This is a genomic window from Flavobacteriaceae bacterium, assembly GCA_003443635.1.
GTDB lineage: Bacteria > Bacteroidota > Bacteroidia > Flavobacteriales > Flavobacteriaceae > AU392.
Map to the genome: position 1 here is coordinate 1244305 of CP031964.1, position 22272 is coordinate 1266576.

Consider the following 22272-nt stretch of genomic DNA (forward strand, 5'->3'; position numbering starts at 1 on the left):
ATGAGAGAAGTTGATATTGACCAATTTAAAGTAACTAATCCAATTGTTTTAGAAAGAGAATCAACAGTTTTTGATTTAAAAGTTGAAGAAGAGATTGTTGAAAAAGAACTTAAAAAAGTTAGAAAAAAACTCGGAAAATTACAAGATACACTTTATGCTCATGGTAAATATGCAGTTTTAATTTGTATACAAGGGATGGATACTGCTGGAAAAGATAGTATGATTCGAGAAGTGTTTAAAGATTTTAATACAAGGGGAATTATAGTACATAGTTTTAAAGTTCCAACAGAATTAGAACTTAAACACGATTTTATTTGGCGTCACTATATTGCACTTCCATCACGTGGGAAATTTGGAGTGTTTAATAGAACACATTATGAAAATGTTTTAGTAACAAGAGTACATCCAGAATATATTTTGAGTGAGAATTTGCCAAATGTTAACTCTACAAAAGATATAAATGATGTATTTTGGAATAGGCGTTTTGATCAAATAAATAATTTCGAAAAACACATTGCAGAGAATGGGACAATCATTTTTAAATTCTTTTTAAACCTATCTAAAGAAGAACAAAAAAATCGTTTACTACGTCGTTTAGAAAAACAAGAAAAGAATTGGAAATTCTCACCTGGAGATTTAAAAGAACGAAAATTATGGGATGAGTATCAATTTTGTTATGAAGATGCTATAAATAGAACATCAAAAGCACATGCACCTTGGTTTGCAATTCCTGCAGATAATAAACCTACAGCAAGATATATTGTTGCTAGAATTATATATGATACTTTAAAAAAGTATACAGATATAAAAGAGCCAGAATTAGACGATGAAATTAAAAATAACATTGAATTGTATAGACAACAACTCAATAATGAGTAATCCTGAAATCCAGTTTTAAACTGGATTTTTTTATAATTAATTATTAGATTATAAACGCTAAGAAGTAGTATATTTAGCCTTTTAAAATTACTATAATGAAATATTTTATTTTTCTACTAGCACTATCTTTAACAGTGCCAACATTTTCACAAACTGATGCCGAAAATATTAAAAAGATTTATGATAACTCTCTTAGCAATGGAAAAAGCTACGAATGGTTAGATTATTTATCTAATGGTATTGGAGGGCGATTGTCAGGGTCTGAAAATGCAGAAAGAGCAGTACAATGGACCAAAGCTGAAATGGATAAACTAGGTTTTGATAAAGTATGGTTGCAACCTGTAATGGTTCCAAAATGGGTAAGAGGAAATCCTGAAGAAGCACATATAGAAACTATTGATGGTAAAGCTATAAAAGTAAATATTTGCGCTCTTGGAGGCTCTGTGTCTACACCTGTTTCTGGCTTAAAAGCAGAAGTGATTGAAGTGCAAGGTCTAGAAGAATTAGAAACTCTAGGTAGAGAAAATTTAGAAGGTAAAATTGTGTTTTTTAACCGTCCATTAGACCCAACATTAATTAATACATTTAGTGCTTATGGAGGTGCAGTAGACCAACGTGGAAATGGAGCAAGAGAAGCTAGTAAATATGGAGCAGTTGGTGCAATTGTGCGCTCTATGAATTTGCGTTTGGACGATTTTCCTCATACAGGCGGTATCCGTTACGGAGACCAACCATTAAATGAGCGTATTCCTTCAGCAGCAATAAGTACAAATGATGCAGAGTTGCTAAGTGAGATGTTAAAAGAAGATAAGAAAATAAAATTCTATTTTAAACAAAATTGTGAACAGTTAGAAGATGTATTATCTCATAATGTGATTGGAGAAATTACAGGAAGCGAATTTCCAGATGAATATATTGTAGTAGGAGGACACTTGGATTCTTGGGATTTGGGAGATGGATCTCATGACGATGGTGCAGGGTGTATGCAGTCTATGGATGTGATAAGATTACTAACAGCATCTGGGATAAAACCAAAACGTAGTATTAGAGTAGTGCTATTTATGAATGAGGAAAATGGACTTCGTGGAGGAACAGAATATGCTAGAGTAGCTAAAGAAAAAGGAGAGAATCATATTTTTGCTTTAGAGAGTGACTCAGGAGGATTTACACCTAGAGGATTTATATTTGACTCTAACGATACAAGTTTTAATAAAGTGCTAAGTTGGAAGTCATTATTTAGACCTTATTTAATTCATTTTTTTGAACAGGGAGGGAGTGGTGCTGATATTGGACCTCTTAAATCTAATACAACAGTTTTAGCTGGATTGAGACCAGATTCACAACGTTATTTTGATTACCACCATACTTCTATCGATAAATTTGATGCAATTAATAAGCGTGAGTTAGAACTAGGAGCTGCAACAATGGCATCATTAATTTATTTGGTAGACAAATATGGGTTTTAGTCATTTTTAATAAAGTACAGTTTTAGTAATAATGATTTCTACACAAGAAAATAATAGATTGCCTTATTATGAAATTCCTGAATATTCAGAAGTTTATAATGCTGGCACAGTAGCTGCAAGAATGATTGATGGCTTAGGATTTCGTTATTATTGGGCAACAGAAGGGCTAGTTGAAAAGGATTTGAAATTTAAAATTAGTATTGATGCTCGTTCTGCAGATGAAACATTGGATCATATATTAAATTTATCCAGATACACTTTAAATGCTGCATTAAAACAAACCAATGAAGGTGGAACTTATCTGAAAATGTCATTTTTAGAAACGCGAAAGAAAACTTTAGAAAATTTAAAAACGGCTGCAGATATTTTAAGAAAAAACTCAGATCTTTCCGAAAATGAATTGGAATTTAATGAACAATCTAAATATCCATTTTGGAATGTAATTAATGGACCTATTGCAGACGCCATTTGGCATTGCGGACAAATAGTAGCTTCAAGACGTGCTTCAGGAAATCCTATAAATTCGAAGGTAAGCGTGTTATCAGGTAAAATTGTAATTTAATCTATTGTATTTACTTTAAAACTAACTATGGGGTAGGATTTATAGAATAAAGTGAGATTAGAGTTTTCCTTTTTAGGGGATTTAATTTTTGCCCTGTAGGTGCTATCATATTGTTCTATAATTTCAAGTTTACTTGCATGCTTATCACCTGTATATGTATAAGAATATTCTTTGTCTTTATTGTTAATTTTATCAAAGTTAATTATCACATGTTTGGTTTTTTTTGAAACTTTTAATACTCCTTTCATGTCAGTTAATTTAAAATTAGAAACAAAATAATTAGGATGCAGAAAAGGTTTTGAAAAGAACTGTTTTTTAGATATATAATTAGATGTTAATTGCCACTTAGAGTTTGCAGGAAAGTGGCTAGTGATTAACTCATCTGGATCAGTAAAAAAATAATAATTATAAAAATCTTTTAAGAATTTTTTGTTTTTGAGGCTTAAATATGTGTTTGCCCAAGTTGCATCTATAAACTTCCATTTATTATTAATTTTAACAGCATTCCAAGCATGATTTTTAAATGATTTTTTTGCACCTATGTCATTAATATCTGCTTTTGCATAACCAATAATTACTTCAGATTCAATATTTAATAAATCGCATAGTTTTTGAAACGTAAGAGAGAAACCATAACAATTTGCTCGTTTTTTTGAAATAGTTTCTTCAATTTGTTTTGCCTCTTTATTTTTTTGTTTACGTTCCCTATCATATTCAGAAAAATACATTTCAATACTGGAGTTTACTATAGTGCTTTTATCAGTATAATAATTAATATTATATGCAAGCCAACTGTAAATAGCTCTAACTTTTTCCTCATCAGAATCAAAATCATTGCTTATTCTTTGACTTAAAATATTTAAATTTATATAGCTTGGATATTCTCTGACTTTAGAATCAATTTTTTGATATTCCTGAGAAAATACCAGGAATGGCAATAGCATTAATATTAAAATTGTTGTTTTTCTCATTGTAGATAAAGCTATCAAAAATTATTCCATTAAATTATTGATTTTTGAGCATATTTTTAGAAAATAGATTTATTATTTTTTCCTTAACTTTATATTCAAACCAACTAAAAGCACAAAAAATGATCGATTTAATTTTTACTATTGCGAACCTATCGGGCGGAATTTTATTAGGATTAGCTACTTTAGATAAATGGGATGGGGAAAAAGATTTTTTTAATAAAATTGCAGGTGTATTAGCACCTTTTCAAACTATAATAGGAGGAGCACTAGTTATTGCGGGATTTTTAAATATATTTAGAGGAGGAAGTATTAATTTGTTAATGAATATTTTAAGCTTACTTGGTGGGTTTTTATTATTAACTCATGTTTTAGGAAAAGCTCCTGCTTTTAAAGAAGCATTACAAAAACTATCAACTAAATTAATGCCTTTTAAAGCGATTATAGGTATTGCATTACTGGTTATAGGTGTATTGCGTATTTTTTAATACATGTGAATCCTGCCGAAAATTATATACTCAATCAGCCAGAGCCATATTGCACTATCATAATGCAATTGCAAATTATTATAGAGAGAACGTTACCTGAAGCTGAGCTATTGTTCAAATGGAAAGTACCTTTTTATTATATAGATAAAAGACCTTTATGCTATCTTAATCATACAAAAGATTATGTTGATTTAGGATTTTGGAATTCATCACACTTAACTACTCATCTTGAATACTTAATAAGTGCAGATCGAAAAAAAATAAAATCGTTACGATACAAATCTGTTCGAGACATTAATAATAACGTTTTAACAGAAATTTTACAAAATGCGTATTTAGTAAGAAATAAAAAATTCTGGTAAATGATTAATTATGAGATCCATCGCAATATGGTGGGTTTTTAGTTTGCTTACAAGTACATAAATAAGCTTCTGTAGTTTCTATAGCGTCAAATGTCATGGGTGGAGTAGCATTTTTAGCTCTATGTTCTCCATTGCAAAACGGTTGATTTTCGCTATGCCCACATGTACACCAAGAATATTTTTTTCCAGCTTCTAATTCACATTTAATAGGAGAATCTCCTCCTCTTACATTATTATTCATATTTAATTTACTTAAATGATTTTAAGTAAAATTATGATTTTTAAAATAAGCTAATTATAATTAATATGTTAAACTTTTAAAATTTAATTTAGATTAGTAATTGTTTTTCTAATACGAACTAAATTGTTGAGTAAACCTTCGAGGTATTGTAGATCTAGCATATTTGCACCATCACTTTTTGCATTTGCAGGATCAAAATGTGTTTCAATAAATAAACCATCTACATAATTTACTACACCAGCTCTAGCTATAGTTTCAATCATATCTGGTCGGCCTCCAGTAACGCCACTGGTTTGATTTGGTTGTTGTAAAGAATGTGTGACATCTAAAATAGTTGGAGCATATTGTCGCATAGTAGGAATACCTCTAAAATCAACAATCATATCTTGATAACCAAACATAGTGCCTCTATCTGTAATCCATGCTTTTTCGTTTCCAGCATCTTTTACTTTCTGTACAGCATGTTTCATGGCTTCAGGGCTCATAAATTGCCCTTTTTTTAAATTTACTACTTTACCTGTTTTTGCAGCAGCAACTACAAGATCAGTTTGACGTACTAAAAATGCTGGAATTTGTAAAACATCAACATACTCAGCAGCTTTTTTAGCATCAGAAACTTCATGAATATCGGTCACTGTTGGAACGTTAAACGTTTCTGAAACTTTTTTGAGTATTTTTAAAGCTTTTTCATCTCCAATACCCGTAAAGCTATCAATTCTACTACGATTAGCTTTTTTAAAGCTTCCTTTAAAAATATATGGAATTTTAAGATCATTTGTAATGGCTATAACTTTTTCAGCAATACGTAATGCCATATCTTCATTTTCGATAGCACAAGGCCCAGCTAGTAAGAAGAAATTATTAGAATCTATATGTTTTAATTTGGGTACTAAATTAAGTTGCATTTGTTCTGTATTTATAGCGCAAAGTTACATAAAATATATGCGTTTAAATTTAAATTATTATTGAGGTCAATAAAGAAATACTTTAAAAAAGCATTTAAATTAATGTCAAGTCATTTTACAAAATGTAATCTTGTTTAGAGTTTAATTTCAGTTTCAAAAAAATACAATACTAAACAATAAATAACATGACTTAAATAGCTGACAACCATTATGTTTTAAAGAAGCTTAAAAGAATGATTAAAAATCTAATCTTAATAAAATAAGACGTACCTTTGCACGCTTAAAATAAAAGTGTCACTATGACTAATATTAAAAATATTGCAATCATTGCTCACGTCGATCATGGTAAAACAACTTTGGTAGATAAAATTATGTATCACTGTCAGTTATTTCGTGAAAACGAAAATACAGGAGATTTAATTTTAGATAATAACGATTTAGAGCGAGAACGTGGAATTACAATTACATCTAAGAATGTATCTGTAATATATAAAGACACAAAAATTAATATTATTGATACTCCTGGTCACGCCGATTTTGGTGGAGAAGTTGAGCGAGTACTTAATATGGCAGATGGTGTTTTATTATTAGTAGACGCTTTTGAAGGCCCAATGCCACAAACACGTTTTGTATTACAAAAAGCTATAGATCTTGGTTTAAAACCTTGTGTGGTAGTTAATAAAGTAGATAAAGAAAATTGTACCCCAGAAGAAGTACATGAAAAAGTTTTTGATTTAATGTTTGAGCTTGGTGCTGAAGAGTGGCAGTTAGATTTTCCAACAGTTTATGGTTCTGCAAAGAATAATTGGATGAGTGAAGATTGGAAAAACCAAACTGAAAATATAGAGCCGTTATTAGATATGGTAATAGAGCATATTCCTGCTCCTACAATACCAGAAGGAAATACACAAATGTTAATCACATCATTAGATTTCTCTTCATTTACTGGACGTATTGCAATTGGACGTTTAACTCGTGGCGAACTTAAAGTTGGACAAAACATCACTTTAGTAAAAAGAGATGGGAGTATTGTAAAAAATAAAATTAAAGAACTTCATATTTTTGAAGGGTTAGGACGTAAGAAAGTTGAAGAAGTACAAACAGGAGATATTTGTGCAATTGTTGGTTTAGAAGGATTTGAAATTGGAGATACAGTTGCAGATTTTGAAGCCCCACAAGGTTTAAAAACAATTGCTATTGATGAACCAACAATGAGTATGTTATTTACGATAAACGATTCCCCTTTCTTTGGTAAAGATGGAAAATTTGTAACATCTCGCCATATAAAAGATCGTTTGACCAAAGAGCTTGAAAAGAATTTAGCATTAAGAGTTGAAGAAACTAATAGTGCTGATAAATTTATGGTTTTTGGTCGTGGAGTATTGCATTTATCTGTTTTAATAGAAACAATGCGTCGTGAAGGGTATGAATTACAGATTGGCCAACCTCAAGTAATTATAAAAGAAATTGATGGGGTTAAGTGTGAACCTGTAGAAGAAATGACTATAGATTTACCAGAGCATGTATCTGGTAAAGCGATAGAAATGGTAACGCTTCGTAAAGGAGAAATGCTAAGTATGGAAGCTAAAGGTGAGCGTATGGTATGTGAGTTTATAGTACCTTCTCGTGGTATTATAGGCTTACGTAATCAATTACTAACAGCAACAGCTGGAGAAGCAATAATGGCACATCGATTTAAAGAATATCAACCTCTAAAAGGAGGTATTCCTGAACGTCAAAACGGTAGTTTAGTTTCTATGGAAAAAGGAACAGCAATTCCCTATTCTATAGATAAATTACAAGATAGAGGTAAGTTTTTTGTAGATCCAGGTGAAGATATTTACGAAGGTCAAGTTATTGGAGAAAACTCTCGTGGAGATGACATGACGGTAAACATTACTAAAACTAAAAAATTAAGTAATGTACGTTCTTCTGGGGCTGACGATAAAGCGAAGATTGTCCCTGCAATTAAATTTTCGTTAGAAGAAGCTTTAGAATACATTCAAAAAGATGAATATGTAGAAGTTACACCTAACCATTTACGTTTACGTAAAATTTATCTAACAGAAGTAGAACGTAAACGCAATAAGATTATTTAATACTACTAATTAAATATCAATATATTTAAAAGAGGGATTCTGTATAGAATTCCTCTTTTCTTTTGAATAAAAAGTATTATTTTCACAAGGTTAACCACAATATCTTTAGATATTTTTTTAATAGAAAAATATAGTACTCGCCGACCACTCTTATTAGTTGTTATATTAATTTTATTCTACCAACTACTTATATCTTTTCAAGGGTTTGATGTCTGTGACGAAGGGTTTTCTCTTACATTTTATCAGCAATTTTTTAATGCTCCAGAAACTGTTGAATACAATTTTGTTTATTGGTTATCGGGATTAATTGGAGGCTTATGGTACAAGTTGTTTGAAGGAGGAGTGCTATGGTTTAGAGTTTTAGCAGCCATAATTAATACAATTACATTTATAATTTCTTATAAAATACTTTCTAGATATATTAATAAATATTATGTGTTAATCGCATTACTAATGGTATTAATCGTTAATGATTTTGGGTACTTAGTTTTTTATCATAATCATCTAACAGGGCTTTTAGTTGTTACTTCTATATGGTTTTTAATTAAAGGTTTAACAGAAAATAAGATGTTGTTTTTAGGCATTTCAGGTTTTGTTTGTGCTGTTAATGTTTTTTCTAGATTACCAAACCTTTCTCTTTTTATATTAATAGTATGTATTCCGTTTTATTATTATTTAAAAAAAGAGCCTGTAGTAAAAAGTATTAAATTAATGCTGTATTATGCTTTAGGCATTGTATTAGGATTACTATTTATGATTCTTTTATTATTAAGCTTAGGGCATCTTGATATTATGAAGCAAGCAATTTTAGGTATTGCAGATAGTGCTAAAACAATTAGTAGTAATCATAATTTTTTAAGTGTAATTACTGAATATATTTTGAGCTATAAACTAGCTGTAAAGTCAATAATTAAATTATTATTATTAAGTGCTCTAATATTTTATATCACAAACAAATTAAAAGCGAATAAAATTTTTATTAACCTTTTTATTATCGTTTCGATAATAATGTTCTCTTTTCTATTAAAATTTAATAATGTATTTATATTATATGGACTTCTTTTAATTGGTACTATTGGTTCATTATTATCAAACTATTATAGTACAGAGGTTAAACTTATTTCATTATGTGCTTTAATAATAGCTGTTTTTTTACCATTGGGAAGTGATAGAGGTATTGCAAATGGTGGTTATATGAGTATTTGGCTGTCTGTTCCTATATTTTTTCATTTTATATCTCAACAAAAAGAAAGAATCATAACATTCAAAATATTTGATCAAAGACAATTATTATCAATTAACAGAAAATTTATAAAATTATGGAGTGTGATTTTTATCACATCTTATTTTATAGTTAAATTAAGTCATATTTCTCAAGAAGCTTATTTTGATAAAGGAAATCGTTTTAAAAAAACGAGCATAGTTAATAATGATTTAACAAAAGGTGTTTATACAACTGCTCATCGCGCAAAAATTATCAATAGCCTTTTACCTAATATTGATAAATATGTAAAACAAGGTGATTATTTATTGGCTTATGATAATATACCTATGATTCATTTTCTAACAAAAACGAAACCCTATATGTATAACCCTTGGGTTTGGGTATATGATGGTTACTCATTTGAAAAAAATATGAAAAGAGCAGAAGCTGAAATACCTGCTTTACCAATAATTCTTCAGCAAAAATTTGAAACTATAGTAGAGTTTTCTCTTCCTGATGTAAATTATATGAGTGAATTAAAAGAAAACAGTTATAGATATAATAAGCAAAGGATGAAAGCTATGAATGATTTTATTAAAAGGAATGAATATAAAATCGTCTGGAGTAATGAATATTTTAATATTTATAAAACAAATAAAGGAAGTTAATTATCAAAAAAACAAACTCTACCTTTAGTGGAAAATGATAATGACCTTAATGAATACTCTAATTTATGGAAAAAGAAAAAGATATTTCAGTTATTATTCCAATTTATAATGAGCAAAATAATATTTTGGAAATTTATAAAAGATTAATTGCTACAATCAATAATTTCACTGATAGCTATGAATTAATTTTTATAAATGACGGTAGTACAGATAATTCGTTTAATGAATTAATTAAACTATCAGAGATTGATGAAAAAGTGTTCTATATTAATTTTAGCAGAAACTTTGGACATCAGATAGCAATATCTGCTGGGTTAGAATTTTGTATTGGTAATGCAGTTATTATTATTGATGGTGATTTGCAAGATCCACCAGAATTAATTTCGGAATTGTATGAAGAATATAAAGAAGGATTTGATGTTGTATATGCTAAGAGAGAAACTAGAAAAGGAGAAACTTTCTTGAAAAAAATAAGTTCGAAATTATTTTATAGAGTTTTAGAGAAAATTACTTCATTTAAAATTCCATTAGATACTGGGGACTTTAGACTTTTAGATAAGAAAGTAGTTAGGGCGTTAAACAAAATGCCCGAACAAAATAAGTTTTTAAGAGCACAAGTTGCTTGGTTAGGATTTAAACAATCACAAGTGTTATTTAAACGTGAGAGTCGTAACTCAGGTAAATCTGGATATTCATATAATCAAATGTTTAAATTGGCCTTAGATGCAATAACAGGGTTTTCAAATAAACCTCTTTTGCTAGTGAGCAAATTAGGGTTCATTATCTCATTTTTTTCGTTTTTAGTTATTATATATGCGATTTTTTCGCATTTTATATTAAAAGAAACTATAACAGGGTGGACGTCCCTAATTATTAGCTCGATGTTTATTGGAGGAATTCAGTTATTATCAATAGGGATCATAGGAGAATATATAAGTAGAATAAATACAAATGTAAAAGACAGACCTCTTTATATTATTGATAAAACAAATATTAAATTAGACAGTTAGAATACATTAAATAATTTGTATTTTACAACTATAAAATCACAATTCTCTGATCTTATTTTTACAATAAAAGCATACACAGAAAATTATAAAGAAATCTGGAATGAATTCGTAGCTATTTCTAAAAATGCTACATTTTTGTTTTATAGAGATTTTATGGAATACCATCAAGATAAGTTTGAAGATGCTTCAATGTTGATATTTAAAAATGAAAAACTTATAGCATTGTTTCCAGCTCATAAAATTAATGACAAATTATATTCACATCAAGGATTAACTTATGGTGGACTTCTTCTAACGAACGAAATAAAACTTAAAAATGTTTTAGAGGGGTTTAAATCTCTTTTAGAGAGTTTAAATTCTCAAGGCATAGATATTATAGAGTTAAAACAAATCCCAACTATTTATTATAAAAATCCTAGTGATGAATTACAATATCTAATGTTTTTATTAAATGCCAAGTTAATTAGAAGAGATACTCTTTCTGTAGTTAGTTTAAAGAATAATAAAAAGTTTTCTAAAGATAGAATCCAAGGAATTAAACGCGCTCAAAACTATAATTTAGAAATAAAAGAAGTGCAAACATTTGATGATTTCTGGAATAAGATTCTTATTCCTAATTTAAAACAGAAACATGCGATAACTCCTGTGCACAGTTTGGAAGAAATAACATTACTAAAAGAACAATTTCCTAATAATATAAGACAGTTTAACGTCTATAACAACGATAAAATTGTTGCTGGAACAACTATATTTGAAACTGATACTGTAGCGCATTCACAATATATATCTGCCAATAACGAAAAAAACATTTTAGGAAGTTTGGATACTTTACACTCTTATTTAATAAAGGAAGTTTTTGTGCATAAATTGTATTTTGATTTTGGTGTTTCTAATGAAAATAAAGGGAGAAATATTAATGAAGGTCTTCAATATTGGAAAGAAGGATTTAATGCTCAAACTATAACTCAAGACTTTTATGAAATAGAAACTAAAAATAGTATACACCTAAATTCTGTGATGCTATGATAAAATTTCTTGACTTAAAACAAGTAAATGCTCGTTTTCAAACTCAATTTGAAGAAGAGTATCTAACATTTTTAAATTCAGGTAATTATATTTTAGGAGAAAATGTATCTGCTTTTGAGATAAATTTTGCATCATTTTGTGATACAAAATATTGTATAGGCGTAGGTAATGGCTTGGATGCACTTACGCTTATTTTTAGAGGATATATTGAATTAGGTAGAATGAAGGTAGGAGATGAAGTTATTATACCGGCAAACACCTACATAGCTTCTATTCTAGCAGTTATTAATTCAGGATTAACACCAGTTTTTGTTGAGCCTAGCATAGAAACATTTAATATTTCTATAGAAAATATAGAAGAGAGAATAACATCTAAAACAAAAGCTATATTGATGGTACATTTATATGGGCAATTAGCCGATATGTTACCTGTTGTGACAATAGCTAAGACTCATAATATAATTGTAATAGAAGATGCTGCACAAGCACATGGGGCCAAAACAACTGAAGGAATCAGATCAGGGAGCTTAGGAGATGCTGCAGGCTTTAGTTTTTACCCTACCAAAAACTTAGGAGCGCTAGGAGATGCTGGAGCTATTACTACAAACAATGACGATTTAGCCTCTGTAATATATAAATTACGAAATTATGGTTCGGTGATTAAAAATAATAATGATCTTATTGGATATAACTCTAGGTTAGATGAGATACAAGCTTTGTTTTTAAATATTAAATTAAAGTTTTTAGAATCAGATAATTTAGAAAGAATCGCTATTGCAAAACAATATATTGCCAGGATTAAGTCAAGTAAAATTAAATTGCCATTCTTTTCGAATGAGCAAGATCATGTTTTTCATCAATTTGTGATTAGAGTAGATGGTAATCGAAAGCATTTTATGGAGTATTTAGATTCTAAAACCATAGAAACGTCAGTACATTATCCTATACCACCACATCAGCAAAATGCATTGATAGCATATAAAAATTTAAACCTCCCCATAACAGAGAAAATTCATCAAACTGTTGTAAGTTTACCAATTTACCCTACAATGGATCTTGAACAAGTAAATGAAGTTATTGATCAAATAAATGCGTATTAATTGAAAAAGATAATAAAGTATATAAACGATAATGTTTTAATAAAAGTTGCTTCGTTAAATTCAGCTTCAGTAGTAACTAAAATCATCACAGGTTTCTTAACATCTAAAGCCATTGCTGTTTTTATAGGAGCAGAAGGTCTAGCACTTATAGGTAATTTACGTAATTTTTTAAGTTCCATACAATCGGTTGCTATACTTGGATTTTATAATGGAGCTGTAAAATACATTGCCGAATTTAAAAATGATGTAGTTGAACTGAGTAAAACCATTTCAACTATTTTTTATTTAGGACTTGTTTCTACAGTGCTAATTTCATTATTATGTTATTTCAATGCAACTTCTATTAATGATATTGTTTTTTCTAGTGAAAACAACTACACATATGTTATAAAAATAATGGCAATAGCACTGCCATTATATTCAGTAAATATGTTTGTGTTTTCTATATTAAATGGATTTTCTAAATATAAAAATTTAATTATTATAAATATAATTGGTCAAGTACTTGGCCTTTGTATTACGTTACTTTTAATCTATCAACAGAAATTAGATGGCGCTTTAATATCAGTAGTAATAGCAGAATCCATTATCTTTTTAATTACACTAGTTAGTATATTAAATAGGCGTAGCCTAGTACCATTGTTAAAGCTAAAACATATTAATTTTAATATGATTAAAAAAATGAGTTCATATTCTATTATGGCTTTGTTCTCAGCTATAGTTCTACCTCTTGTGATTTTAGCGATACGCTCGTATATTATTGATACTATAGGAATTAAAGAAGCAGGGTTTTGGGAAGCAATGACCAGAATTTCTAAGTATTATTTATTGTTTATCAGCTCTTTAATGACTTTGTATATACTACCTCGTTTTTCGGAAATTGATAGTAAAAAAGAATTTAGAAAAGAAGTATTTAATTTTTATAAAACAATAGTTCCTGTTTTCGGACTCGCATTAATAGTAATTTACCTGTTAAGATCATTTATAATTCCTGCTGTATTTTCGAGTGAATTTAAACCTGTTGAAGATTTGTTTTTATGGCAGCTTTTAGGTGATTTTATTAAAGTGCTATCTATTGTAATTGCTTATCAATTCCTAGCAAAAAAAATGTTTTGGCATTATATAATCACAGAAGCTTTTTCTGTAATTATACTTTACTTAACAAGCATATACTTTATAGATCTATATGGAGTTAAAGGCGCAACAATAGCGCATTGTGTAACTTATATTTTGTATTATATTGTTATTCTGTTAATATTTAGTAGTTCTCTTTTTGGAGTAATTTCTGAAGAGCCAAACGAACTTCTTGAGGATGAATAATTTTATTTGAAAATAATTTTTGATTTTATTTTTAGTAATAAATATAAAAATTGAAAAAGAGCTATTGCATTTTTGTTCTTTATTGCAAGACGTAATTCGTAACCTATTCTATTAATAAGGGCCTTATATTCTTCACTATTTTTATTAAGTTTAAAAGCTTTCTGACAAGAAATATAAGTTGATTTTTCTAAGCTAACCCCACTTTTTTTGTAAAAATTGGAGCTTAAAGAGTTTTTCAAAATTCTTTTTTTTACTAGTACTTTATCTGTATAGTCATAATTAAATAATCTAGATGATCTAAACCAAAAATCAAGATCTTCGTAAAGTAAATTTTCATCATAACCTTCTAATTTATTAAAGACATCTTTTTTGATCAACATTGAAGGAGCGCTTATAAAATAACCATAAAGTAAATGTTTATATACATTACCTGTATAAGGTTTTTTTTTAGCATGGCCTGTTTTAGTAATAGGATACATATATTTTATATGACCCCCTTGATCGTTAATAAATTCAAGATTAGAAAAAACTACTCCTAAATTTTTATGGGATGAAGATGCAAACGTTTCTACCCCTGATTTTATAAAATCAGGAAGAAGTATATCGTCAGCAGCAAAATCAACAATAAAATTACCTTTTGCTAATTTTAAAGCATTGTTAAAAGATTTGGTGTTTCCTAAATTGTTTTTGTTTTGGATGAATATTGCTGAATTGTTTATAGTCCATTTTTTTATTAATGATGCAGTATTATCTGTGCTTGCATCATCAACAATTATAATTTCGATAGCATCATAATTTTGTTTTGAGATAGAATTTAATGCTTCAATTACATATTTCTCATGATTATAACTTAAACATATTACTGTTACTAAAGGAGATTCAGACATTAACTTTTATGTTTACCTTTACAACAAATGTAAAGAATGAGAAAGTATTTTACAGTATCAAAAACGAATTGATTATGAAATTGAGTTTTGAGATTTTACTCTCTACAATGTTTAAAACAGATTTGTCATTTTTGAAAAAGGTTTTTGTTCATGAGCATTTTTCGAATTTTAATATTTTAATAATAAATCAAACAGATGAAGAAAAAATATTGATATCTGATTATGAAAATGTTAGAGTTATAAATTCTTTAGAAAGAGGCTCGCCAGCGAGTAGGAATTTAGCAATAAAAAATGCAACTGGAGATATTTGCCTTATGGCTGATGACGATATTGTTTATCAACCAAATTTAAAAGAAACAATTCTTGAAGCTTATAATCAAAATAGTGATATGGATATGATCTCTTTTGAAGCTATTGATGAAAATGGAAAGTTATATGCAAATTACTATCCTGAAGGTAATCACGATAAAATATCTCTAAAAGAAATTTATACTTGGGTGATTACATTTAGAAGAGAAGTTTTTAATCATTATCATATATATTTTAATCATTTTTTTGGGGTAGGATCTGTATTTAAAGGAGAAACAGAGTATGTTTTTTTGCGTAATGCTTTTGATAAAAATTTAAAAATGTATCACATATCTAAAATAATAGTAATGCATCCCTATGAAAGCTCAGGGAGAAAAATGGGAGGAGATGAAGCAATTTATGCTAGGTCAGCATTAACACAGCGTTTTCACGGTAATTTAAGCTATTTTTGGTTGATAAAATATTTGTTTTTCGTCTGGAGAAATAATTATATTAACCTCAAACAAATACCATTAAAGTTTAAAATAGGCCTTAAAGGGATTTCAAAATATAAAGAATTGAAAAAAACAGGAGAAATAGATAAAATATATGTTAATTAAACTAATAGATATTCCACAGGTTCATGAAGAAAGAGGGATGTTATCGGTAATAGATAAAACAATTATTTCTTTTGATATTAAACGAATCTATTATCTCTATGATATTCCAAGTAATGCATATAGAGGTGGCCATGCTCATAAAGTGCAAGAATCCTTACTTGTTGCTTTAAGTGGTAGTTTTGAAGTTATTTTGGATGATGGAATTTCTAAAGAACGGATCATGCTAAATAAACCCAATAAGGGATTATTTATTCCTACTGGAGTTTGGAGAGAAATCGATAATTTTTCTTCTGGAGCAGTATGCTTAGTATTAGCTTCAAATGAGTTTGATGAAAATGAATATATAAGAGATTATGACGAATTTATAGCTTTAAAAAGAGGATAAGTAAATGTTGTTTTTTAATAAAATAAACTGCATTTTTTTTAAAGCATTAAGAAATAATTTCGGAGTGCTTAATAATACCTGTTGTTTTATATTGAGATTTGAGTAATCAATATGTTTAATAACGTTTTTAAAATGCTCATAGTTACCAGTCATTTTTAAATTTATAGCTAGAGAAGATCTATTTAAATCAAGATACTTCTTCAAACTTTTATTTTCTTCTTCCTCTATTTTAAATTGATTTAGAGCTTTTAAAAACTCTATGTTTTTATCTTTAAACGAAAGATGATTTGACGTATTATCTATTACTTTTATAGCAGTAATTTTTGATGAAAAAACTACTTTTTCTTTTAATGAAATTTTAATCCAAAGCTCTGTATCCTCGCCAGATTCAAGCGAGGTATTAAAACCATTATATAATTTTAATATCTTTTTAGGAATAGCTATTGCTGAGGTCCAAACTACCCCATCTATGATACTACTATTAAAATAATCTTTTACAACCCCAAAATGATTGTCATTTAGATTGTTGAATTTAGCTTTTACAATTTTTTTGCTGAAAAATGATTTTTCATATGCTGTTGCGTATAAACCACAATGAGGATAGTTATCAATTAAAGATTTTAGATTTATAAGATGATCAGGATACCATAAATCATCAGCATCTAAAAATACAATATAATTAGCTTTAGCATTACTTATGCCAAGGTTTCTGGCACTAGATACTCCTTTGTTTTTTGTGTGTATTATATTTAACCTATTGTCTTTAAAACTTGTTACTATTTTAATACTATTGTCTGTAGAGCCGTCATTAATTATAATAACCTCGAAATCAATAAAAGTTTGATTAAAAACACTTTTTAAAGTATTTTTAATATGATTGCCCTTATTATATAAAGGAATTATTATTGAGAAAAAAGGAATCATTTCTTATTCATTAATAAACAAAAATACCCTAATCTATAAAAATCATATAGTAGGATTGAGGGATACGATGAGTTAAAATTTATTTTTAATATAGATTTACTTAAAACAAAACAATAAGCTATAAACCTATCTGTTTTTATTTTTTTTAATGAGTAAAAAGTTTTAGAAATTCTAGATTTGTCTTTATCTAATTTATTTGTTTTAATTAATTCAATTAAATTCTCTATTGCATTTTCTGTTTTTTTTAAAAATGTATTAGTATTATCGTCTGCATTATGAATCACAGGATTATTAATATATGTTATATCGATTCCTTGTTTCGTTAATGCGTCGAAAAATAAAACATCTTCATAACCATATTTTTTTATAGATTCATCAAATAAATTATTCATAAAAAAATCTTTTTGAATTAAAAAATTTGAAGAACAAATAGAAGGTGCTTTTTTATGGTTTTTATATAAATTGCTTTCTCTTAGTTTAGTATACAACCATCTAAGCCTATAATGTTTTTTTGGTTTCTTTTTAAGACAAGTCATTCCTCCAATAACAACACTTTTATTAAATAGTTTGGAGTATTTTAAAATAAAATTTTCACTTTCAGGAAATGTTCCTGAATCTATAAATAGTAAAAGATCATATTGAGCATTTATGGCCAATAAATTTCTTATAGCACTCCTGCCTATATTAGTATTAAATGCTTTAAAAGTACAATTTGAGATATTGTTTATAGCTTCATTTTTTTTATTTAAATGAGATAAAGAGCCATCATCATATACAATAATTTCAAAAGATAGTTTGTTATTTAATAATTGCTTATAAATTTCATTTACTAGATTAGTTGCATTAAAATTATAAGTAGGAATTAAAACTGAAACCATAAACTAAATAATAATTATAAAATTAATATACAGATAATTAATTTTATGAGAAGCTTTTTTTTAGTTCTTTCTCTGAACAACTTCATAAACTTTATTATCATCACATTTTAAAGTTTTACTGGGATATTTTAAAAGTAATGCATAGTCATGAGTAGCCATTAAAATAGTATTTCCTTTTTTATTAAGATCTTGTAATACTTCCATAACCTCAATACTTGTTTGTGGATCAAGGTTTCCGGTAGGCTCATCAGCAAGAATTAATTCAGGATTGTTTAAAAGAGCTCTGGCAATGGCAATACGTTGCTGTTCTCCTCCAGACAATTCATAAGGGAATTTAAACCCTTTAGATTTCATTGCAACCTTATTAAGTACTTCTTCAATCCTGTTTGAGATTTCCTCTTTAAGTTTCCATCCTGTTGCTTTTAAAACAAACTCTAAATTATCGTTTACAGTTCTGTCGTTTAAAAGTTTAAAATCTTGAAATACTACTCCAAGTTTACGTCTTAAAAAAGGAATATCGTTTTCTTTCAATCCATTCAAGTTAAAATTTACAATAGAACCTTCTCCTTTAGTAAGCGATAAATCACCATAAAGTGTTTTCATAAAACTACTTTTTCCAGTACCCGTTTTTCCAATAAGATATACGAAATCTCCTTTTTCCATCTCGAGGTTTACATCAGAGAGTACTAAACTATCTCCTTGAAAAATAGAAACATCTTTTAATTGTAAAACAGTTTCAGACATAATTATTATAGTAGTTATCGTTTGTGTAAATGTATCATTTTAGCTTAACTTTTAAAAATTGATTTTAGTGTATTTCTGTAGTATTATAAATCAATAATTTATACGGTTTTAAACATTTAATAACTCGGTTTATAATTATAACAAAAAACCAACGTTATAAAATTGATATTAAATTATCTTTGATTCACATTAAAAAACGATAGTAATGATTAAAAAAATAGTATTCGTTTTTGCATTTATAATAGGATGCAATCTCAATATTTTAGCACAACAATCAGCAACTTATACCAGTGAATGGGTAGATTACCAAAAAGCATTATCGCTATATAATAGTAAGCAATATTTAGCAGCTCAATCTTTATTTTATAAAATAGGGAGTACGGCAAAAGACGAAGTCGTAAAATCAGATTGTGCTTATTATGTTGCCAATTCTGCTGTGAGATTAAATCAACAGAACGCAGATGACCTTGTTTTAAATTTTGTTGAAGAATATCCTACGAGTACAAAACGAAATACAGCGTTTGTAGATGTTGGAGATTATTATTTTGAAAATTCTAGTTATTCTAGAGCTAGAAAATGGTATGATAAAGTAGAAGAAGAATCTTTGCCCAGAAAAGAACGTGAAAAATTTGACTTTAATTATGGATATAGTTTTTATGCTACAAAAAATAACAGGAGTGCCAAAAAATATTTATCTCGAGTAGAAAACTCGCAAAAATATGGTTCACAAGCAAAGTACTATATTGGTTTTATGGCATATGAAGGAGATGATTATGAGAAAGCTTCAGAGTACTTTGATCAAGTAAGTGATAATGAAAAATACAAAGAGGATTTATCATACTACCAAGCCGATCTAAATTTTAAATTAGGAAATTTCGAAAAAGCTATAGATCTGGCCAAAGCACAGTTAGAAACAAGTGATGAAAATGAAGTTTCAGAATTATCAAAAATTATAGGAGAAAGTTATTTTAACTTAAAGCAATATGCTGAAGCTATTCCATTTTTAACAGAATATAAAGGGCGTAGAGGAAGATGGAGTAATACAGATTTTTATCAATTAGGATATGCTTATTATAAACAAAATGATTTTGAAAATGCAATTTCAGAATTTAATAAAATTATAGATGGTAATAACTCTGTTGCACAAAATGCATACTACCATTTAGGAGAAAGTTATATTAATTTAGAAAAGAAACAAGAAGCATTAAACGCATTTCGTAATGCATCTCAAATGGACTTTGATTTAAAAATTCAAGAAGATGCTTGGTTAAATTACGCAAAAATTAGCTACGAAATAGGGAATCCATATCAATCTGTCCCACAAGTGTTAGCAGGATATTTAGATAAATACCCAAAGACTAGTTATAAAGAAGAGATTGAAACTTTACTAATTGACTCTTATATTACTTCAAAAAACTATAAAGAAGCCTTAGTACTATTAGAAGGTAGAAATAGTTTTGAGAATAAAGTAGCATATCAAAAAGTAGCATTTTATCGTGGTATAGAACTGTATAATGAAAATCAATATTTAGAAGCAGAATCTTTTTTTGATAAATCATTAAAAGAACCGAGAGATGAAAAATATACTGCAAGAGCAACTTTTTGGAAAGCAGAAACAGATTATAATCTTACCGATTATGAAGATGCTTTAGTTGGATTTAAACAATTTCAAGGAAGTAGTAAAGCAGCTGTAACCAAAGAAATAGAAAATATTGATTATAACTTAGGTTATACTTATTTTAAGCAGAAAAACTATCCTAAAGCTACAGAGTATTTTAATAAATTTATTAAAAAAAATACTGGCGATAGAGTAAGGTTAAATGATGCTTATTTAAGATTAGGAGATGGTGAATTTGTATCTAGTAATTATAATCAAGCGATTAAAGCTTATGAAAGAGCAATTAGACTAAATGAAATAGAGCCAGATTATGCGTTCTTTCAAAAAGCATTAAGCTATGGATATTTAGGGAATGGAGGTAAAAAAATTAAGGAGCTAAATGATTTTATTCAGAAGTATACAAAATCAAAATTAAGAGATGATGCGTTATACGAGCTAGGTAACTCATATGTTAAGGATAACGAGATTGACAAAGCAATGCGAATGTATGATCAATTAAACTCAGAATATAGAGGAAGTTCATTCATATCAAAATCACTTTTGCGACAAGGCTTAGTGCATTATAATTCAGGAAATAATGATTTAGCTTTAAATAAATTTAAAAATGTAGCTAACAAATATCCGGGTTCTCCAGAAGCCATTCAAGCTGTATCTACATCTCGATTAATTTACATCGATTTAGGCCGTGTAAATGAATATGCTTCTTGGGTAAAAACTTTAGATTATGTAGACGTTAGTGATGCAGAACTAGATAATTCAGCTTATGAAGCAGCCGAGAGGCAATATTTAGCAGGTAATACAAATAAATCGATTAAACTGTTTAATGGTTACTTAAACGAATTTTCAAACGGATTACATGCTTTAAATTCCCATTTCTATTTAGCTCAATTATATTTCAAAGAAGATTTGCAAGAAAACGCTATGCCTCATTATAGTTATGTTGTAAATCAACCAAATGGAGAGTTTACAGAAACAGCTTTAACACGTTTGGGAGAAATTCATTTAAATACAAAAGACTGGTTAACAGCCATTCCTATTTTAGAACGTTTAGAAATAGAAGCAGACTTACCACAAAGTGTAGTATTCGCACAATCTAATTTAATGAATGCACATTACCAATTAAATGCTTATGATTTAGCGGTTGATTATGCCGAGAAAGTACTTTCGAATTCTAGAATAGATAATAATGTAAAAAGTGATGCACAGATTATTATTGCACGTTCTGCAATTAAAACAAATGATGAAGATCGTGCTAAAATAGCCTATGCTCAAGTAGAGAAAATAGCATCAGGAGAATTAGCTGCAGAAGCGTTATACTTTAATGCTTATTTTAAAAATAAAGAGAATAACTATGCAGCTTCAAATACAGTAGTTCAAAAACTAGCGAAAAATTATTCGGGATATAAATATTATGGTGCAAAAGGCTTGATACTTATGGCTAAGAATTTTTACGAGTTAGAAGACGCTTATCAAGCAACCTATATCCTAGAAAGTGTTACTGAAAACTTTAAAGAGTTTAGTGATGTAGTAATAGAAGCTAAAGAAGAATTAAATCGAATCAAAACAGAAGAAGCCAAAACAAATTCATCAGTTGAAACAGACGATGGTAATTAATCATCTTTCCAGAAAT

General features: G+C 28.3%; 21 protein-coding genes. 14 read left to right on the top strand and 7 right to left on the bottom strand.

Annotated features, from left to right (window positions below):
- From D1817_05635 to D1817_05645, 3 genes are all read left to right on the top strand, one after another.
- A complete protein-coding gene (locus tag D1817_05635) occupies positions 1-879 on the top strand; it encodes a polyphosphate kinase 2 family protein (GenBank protein AXT19370.1) in 879 nt (292 codons plus the stop codon).
- Positions 880-974: 95 nt separating this feature from the next.
- Positions 975-2345, top strand: a complete 1371-nt coding sequence (locus D1817_05640) for a peptidase M28 family protein (GenBank protein ID AXT19371.1) — start codon at positions 975-977, stop codon at positions 2343-2345.
- Between the two features lie 31 nt (positions 2346-2376).
- Positions 2377-2907, top strand: coding sequence for a hypothetical protein (locus D1817_05645; protein ID AXT19372.1), 531 nt, complete (start codon positions 2377-2379; stop codon positions 2905-2907).
- On the opposite strand, the gene D1817_05650 is transcribed toward D1817_05645, so the two are convergent.
- The gene (locus tag D1817_05650; GenBank protein AXT19373.1) at positions 2904-3878 is read right to left on the bottom strand and encodes a hypothetical protein; all 975 of its coding nucleotides are present in this window, start codon (positions 3876-3878) and stop codon (positions 2904-2906) included. The two genes, D1817_05645 and D1817_05650, sit on opposite strands and share 4 nt — an antisense overlap.
- Before the next feature lie 119 nt (positions 3879-3997).
- Between D1817_05650 and D1817_05655 the strand changes: the two genes are divergently transcribed.
- Together D1817_05655 and D1817_05660 are read left to right on the top strand one after the other, a co-directional pair.
- Entirely contained in the window at positions 3998-4363 is a 366-nt protein-coding gene (locus D1817_05655; GenBank protein AXT19374.1) for a hypothetical protein, read from the top strand.
- A 5-nt stretch (positions 4364-4368) separates the two neighbouring features.
- On the top strand, positions 4369-4725 hold the full coding sequence (locus D1817_05660; GenBank protein ID AXT19375.1) for a DUF1801 domain-containing protein: 357 nt from the start codon (positions 4369-4371) through the stop codon (positions 4723-4725).
- Between the two features lie 4 nt (positions 4726-4729).
- Here the strand turns inward: D1817_05660 and D1817_05665 are convergent, their stop codons facing one another.
- Together D1817_05665 and D1817_05670 are read right to left on the bottom strand one after the other, a co-directional pair.
- Complete coding sequence (locus D1817_05665) at positions 4730-4966, bottom strand: CDGSH iron-sulfur domain-containing protein (GenBank protein AXT19376.1); 237 nt, start codon at positions 4964-4966, stop codon at positions 4730-4732.
- A gap of 83 nt (positions 4967-5049) precedes the next feature.
- Positions 5050-5871 (bottom strand): 3-deoxy-8-phosphooctulonate synthase, encoded by an 822-nt coding sequence (locus D1817_05670; GenBank protein AXT19377.1) that lies wholly within the window; start codon positions 5869-5871, stop codon positions 5050-5052.
- Positions 5872-6170: 299 nt separating this feature from the next.
- Here D1817_05670 and typA point away from each other — a divergent pair, with 299 nt between their 5' ends.
- The 6 genes from typA to D1817_05700 all read left to right on the top strand — a co-directional run bounded on the left by typA (position 6171) and on the right by D1817_05700 (position 14298).
- The gene (gene typA, locus D1817_05675; GenBank protein ID AXT19378.1) at positions 6171-7970 is read left to right on the top strand and encodes a translational GTPase TypA; all 1800 of its coding nucleotides are present in this window, start codon (positions 6171-6173) and stop codon (positions 7968-7970) included.
- Between the two features lie 327 nt (positions 7971-8297).
- Positions 8298-9842 carry a hypothetical protein gene (locus tag D1817_05680; GenBank protein ID AXT19379.1) on the top strand — a complete coding sequence of 515 codons (1545 nt, stop codon included), beginning with the start codon at positions 8298-8300 and terminating at the stop codon, positions 9840-9842.
- A gap of 65 nt (positions 9843-9907) precedes the next feature.
- A complete protein-coding gene (locus tag D1817_05685) occupies positions 9908-10852 on the top strand; it encodes a glycosyltransferase (GenBank protein ID AXT19380.1) in 945 nt (314 codons plus the stop codon).
- A 54-nt stretch (positions 10853-10906) separates the two neighbouring features.
- Positions 10907-11878: a GNAT family N-acetyltransferase gene (locus D1817_05690; GenBank protein AXT21235.1), complete on the top strand. Its 972-nt coding sequence runs from the start codon at positions 10907-10909 to the stop codon at positions 11876-11878.
- The gene (locus D1817_05695) at positions 11875-12978 is read left to right on the top strand and encodes a DegT/DnrJ/EryC1/StrS family aminotransferase (GenBank protein ID AXT19381.1); all 1104 of its coding nucleotides are present in this window, start codon (positions 11875-11877) and stop codon (positions 12976-12978) included. Before D1817_05690 ends, D1817_05695 begins: the two co-directional genes overlap by 4 nt.
- On the top strand, positions 12979-14298 hold the full coding sequence (locus tag D1817_05700) for an O-antigen translocase (GenBank protein AXT19382.1): 1320 nt from the start codon (positions 12979-12981) through the stop codon (positions 14296-14298).
- A 2-nt stretch (positions 14299-14300) separates the two neighbouring features.
- Here the strand turns inward: D1817_05700 and D1817_05705 are convergent, their stop codons facing one another.
- Positions 14301-15185, bottom strand: coding sequence for a glycosyltransferase (locus D1817_05705; GenBank protein AXT19383.1), 885 nt, complete (start codon positions 15183-15185; stop codon positions 14301-14303).
- Here D1817_05705 and D1817_05710 point away from each other — a divergent pair.
- Together D1817_05710 and D1817_05715 are read left to right on the top strand one after the other, a co-directional pair.
- Positions 15116-16093, top strand: a complete 978-nt coding sequence (locus D1817_05710) for a glycosyltransferase family 2 protein (GenBank protein ID AXT19384.1) — start codon at positions 15116-15118, stop codon at positions 16091-16093. The two genes, D1817_05705 and D1817_05710, sit on opposite strands and share 70 nt — an antisense overlap.
- Positions 16083-16478, top strand: coding sequence for a WxcM-like domain-containing protein (locus D1817_05715; protein AXT19385.1), 396 nt, complete (start codon positions 16083-16085; stop codon positions 16476-16478). Before D1817_05710 ends, D1817_05715 begins: the two co-directional genes overlap by 11 nt.
- Here D1817_05715 and D1817_05720 read toward each other — a convergent pair.
- The 3 genes from D1817_05720 to D1817_05730 are packed head-to-tail and all read right to left on the bottom strand — an operon-like array spanning position 16464 to position 19024.
- Positions 16464-17402, bottom strand: coding sequence for a glycosyltransferase family 2 protein (locus tag D1817_05720; GenBank protein AXT19386.1), 939 nt, complete (start codon positions 17400-17402; stop codon positions 16464-16466). The two genes, D1817_05715 and D1817_05720, sit on opposite strands and share 15 nt — an antisense overlap.
- A complete protein-coding gene (locus tag D1817_05725; protein AXT19387.1) occupies positions 17399-18280 on the bottom strand; it encodes a glycosyltransferase family 2 protein in 882 nt (293 codons plus the stop codon). Before D1817_05725 ends, D1817_05720 begins: the two co-directional genes overlap by 4 nt.
- A 60-nt stretch (positions 18281-18340) precedes the next feature.
- A complete protein-coding gene (locus tag D1817_05730; protein AXT19388.1) occupies positions 18341-19024 on the bottom strand; it encodes an ATP-binding cassette domain-containing protein in 684 nt (227 codons plus the stop codon).
- A gap of 205 nt (positions 19025-19229) precedes the next feature.
- Between D1817_05730 and D1817_05735 the strand changes: the two genes are divergently transcribed.
- Positions 19230-22256, top strand: a complete 3027-nt coding sequence (locus D1817_05735; protein AXT19389.1) for a hypothetical protein — start codon at positions 19230-19232, stop codon at positions 22254-22256.
- Positions 22257-22272: the final 16 nt, after the last annotated feature.

Bases quoted from the DNA above. Each gene is read 5' to 3' on its own strand.
- D1817_05635 (AXT19370.1), top strand. From the start codon at position 1: ATGAGAGAAGTTGATATTGACCAATTTAAAGTAACTAATCCAATTGTT.
- D1817_05640 (AXT19371.1), top strand. From the start codon at position 975: ATGAAATATTTTATTTTTCTACTAGCACTATCTTTAACAGTGCCAACA.
- D1817_05645 (AXT19372.1), top strand. From the start codon at position 2,377: ATGATTTCTACACAAGAAAATAATAGATTGCCTTATTATGAAATTCCT.
- D1817_05650 (AXT19373.1), bottom strand. From the start codon at position 3,878: ATGAGAAAAACAACAATTTTAATATTAATGCTATTGCCATTCCTGGTA.
- D1817_05655 (AXT19374.1), top strand. From the start codon at position 3,998: ATGATCGATTTAATTTTTACTATTGCGAACCTATCGGGCGGAATTTTA.
- D1817_05665 (AXT19376.1), bottom strand. From the start codon at position 4,966: ATGAATAATAATGTAAGAGGAGGAGATTCTCCTATTAAATGTGAATTA.
- D1817_05670 (AXT19377.1), bottom strand. From the start codon at position 5,871: ATGCAACTTAATTTAGTACCCAAATTAAAACATATAGATTCTAATAAT.
- typA (AXT19378.1), top strand. From the start codon at position 6,171: ATGACTAATATTAAAAATATTGCAATCATTGCTCACGTCGATCATGGT.
- D1817_05685 (AXT19380.1), top strand. From the start codon at position 9,908: ATGGAAAAAGAAAAAGATATTTCAGTTATTATTCCAATTTATAATGAG.
- D1817_05695 (AXT19381.1), top strand. From the start codon at position 11,875: ATGATAAAATTTCTTGACTTAAAACAAGTAAATGCTCGTTTTCAAACT.
- D1817_05710 (AXT19384.1), top strand. From the start codon at position 15,116: ATGCTTCAATTACATATTTCTCATGATTATAACTTAAACATATTACTG.
- D1817_05705 (AXT19383.1), bottom strand. From the start codon at position 15,185: ATGTCTGAATCTCCTTTAGTAACAGTAATATGTTTAAGTTATAATCAT.
- D1817_05715 (AXT19385.1), top strand. From the start codon at position 16,083: ATGTTAATTAAACTAATAGATATTCCACAGGTTCATGAAGAAAGAGGG.
- D1817_05720 (AXT19386.1), bottom strand. From the start codon at position 17,402: ATGATTCCTTTTTTCTCAATAATAATTCCTTTATATAATAAGGGCAAT.
- D1817_05725 (AXT19387.1), bottom strand. From the start codon at position 18,280: ATGGTTTCAGTTTTAATTCCTACTTATAATTTTAATGCAACTAATCTA.
- D1817_05730 (AXT19388.1), bottom strand. From the start codon at position 19,024: ATGTCTGAAACTGTTTTACAATTAAAAGATGTTTCTATTTTTCAAGGA.
- D1817_05735 (AXT19389.1), top strand. From the start codon at position 19,230: ATGATTAAAAAAATAGTATTCGTTTTTGCATTTATAATAGGATGCAAT.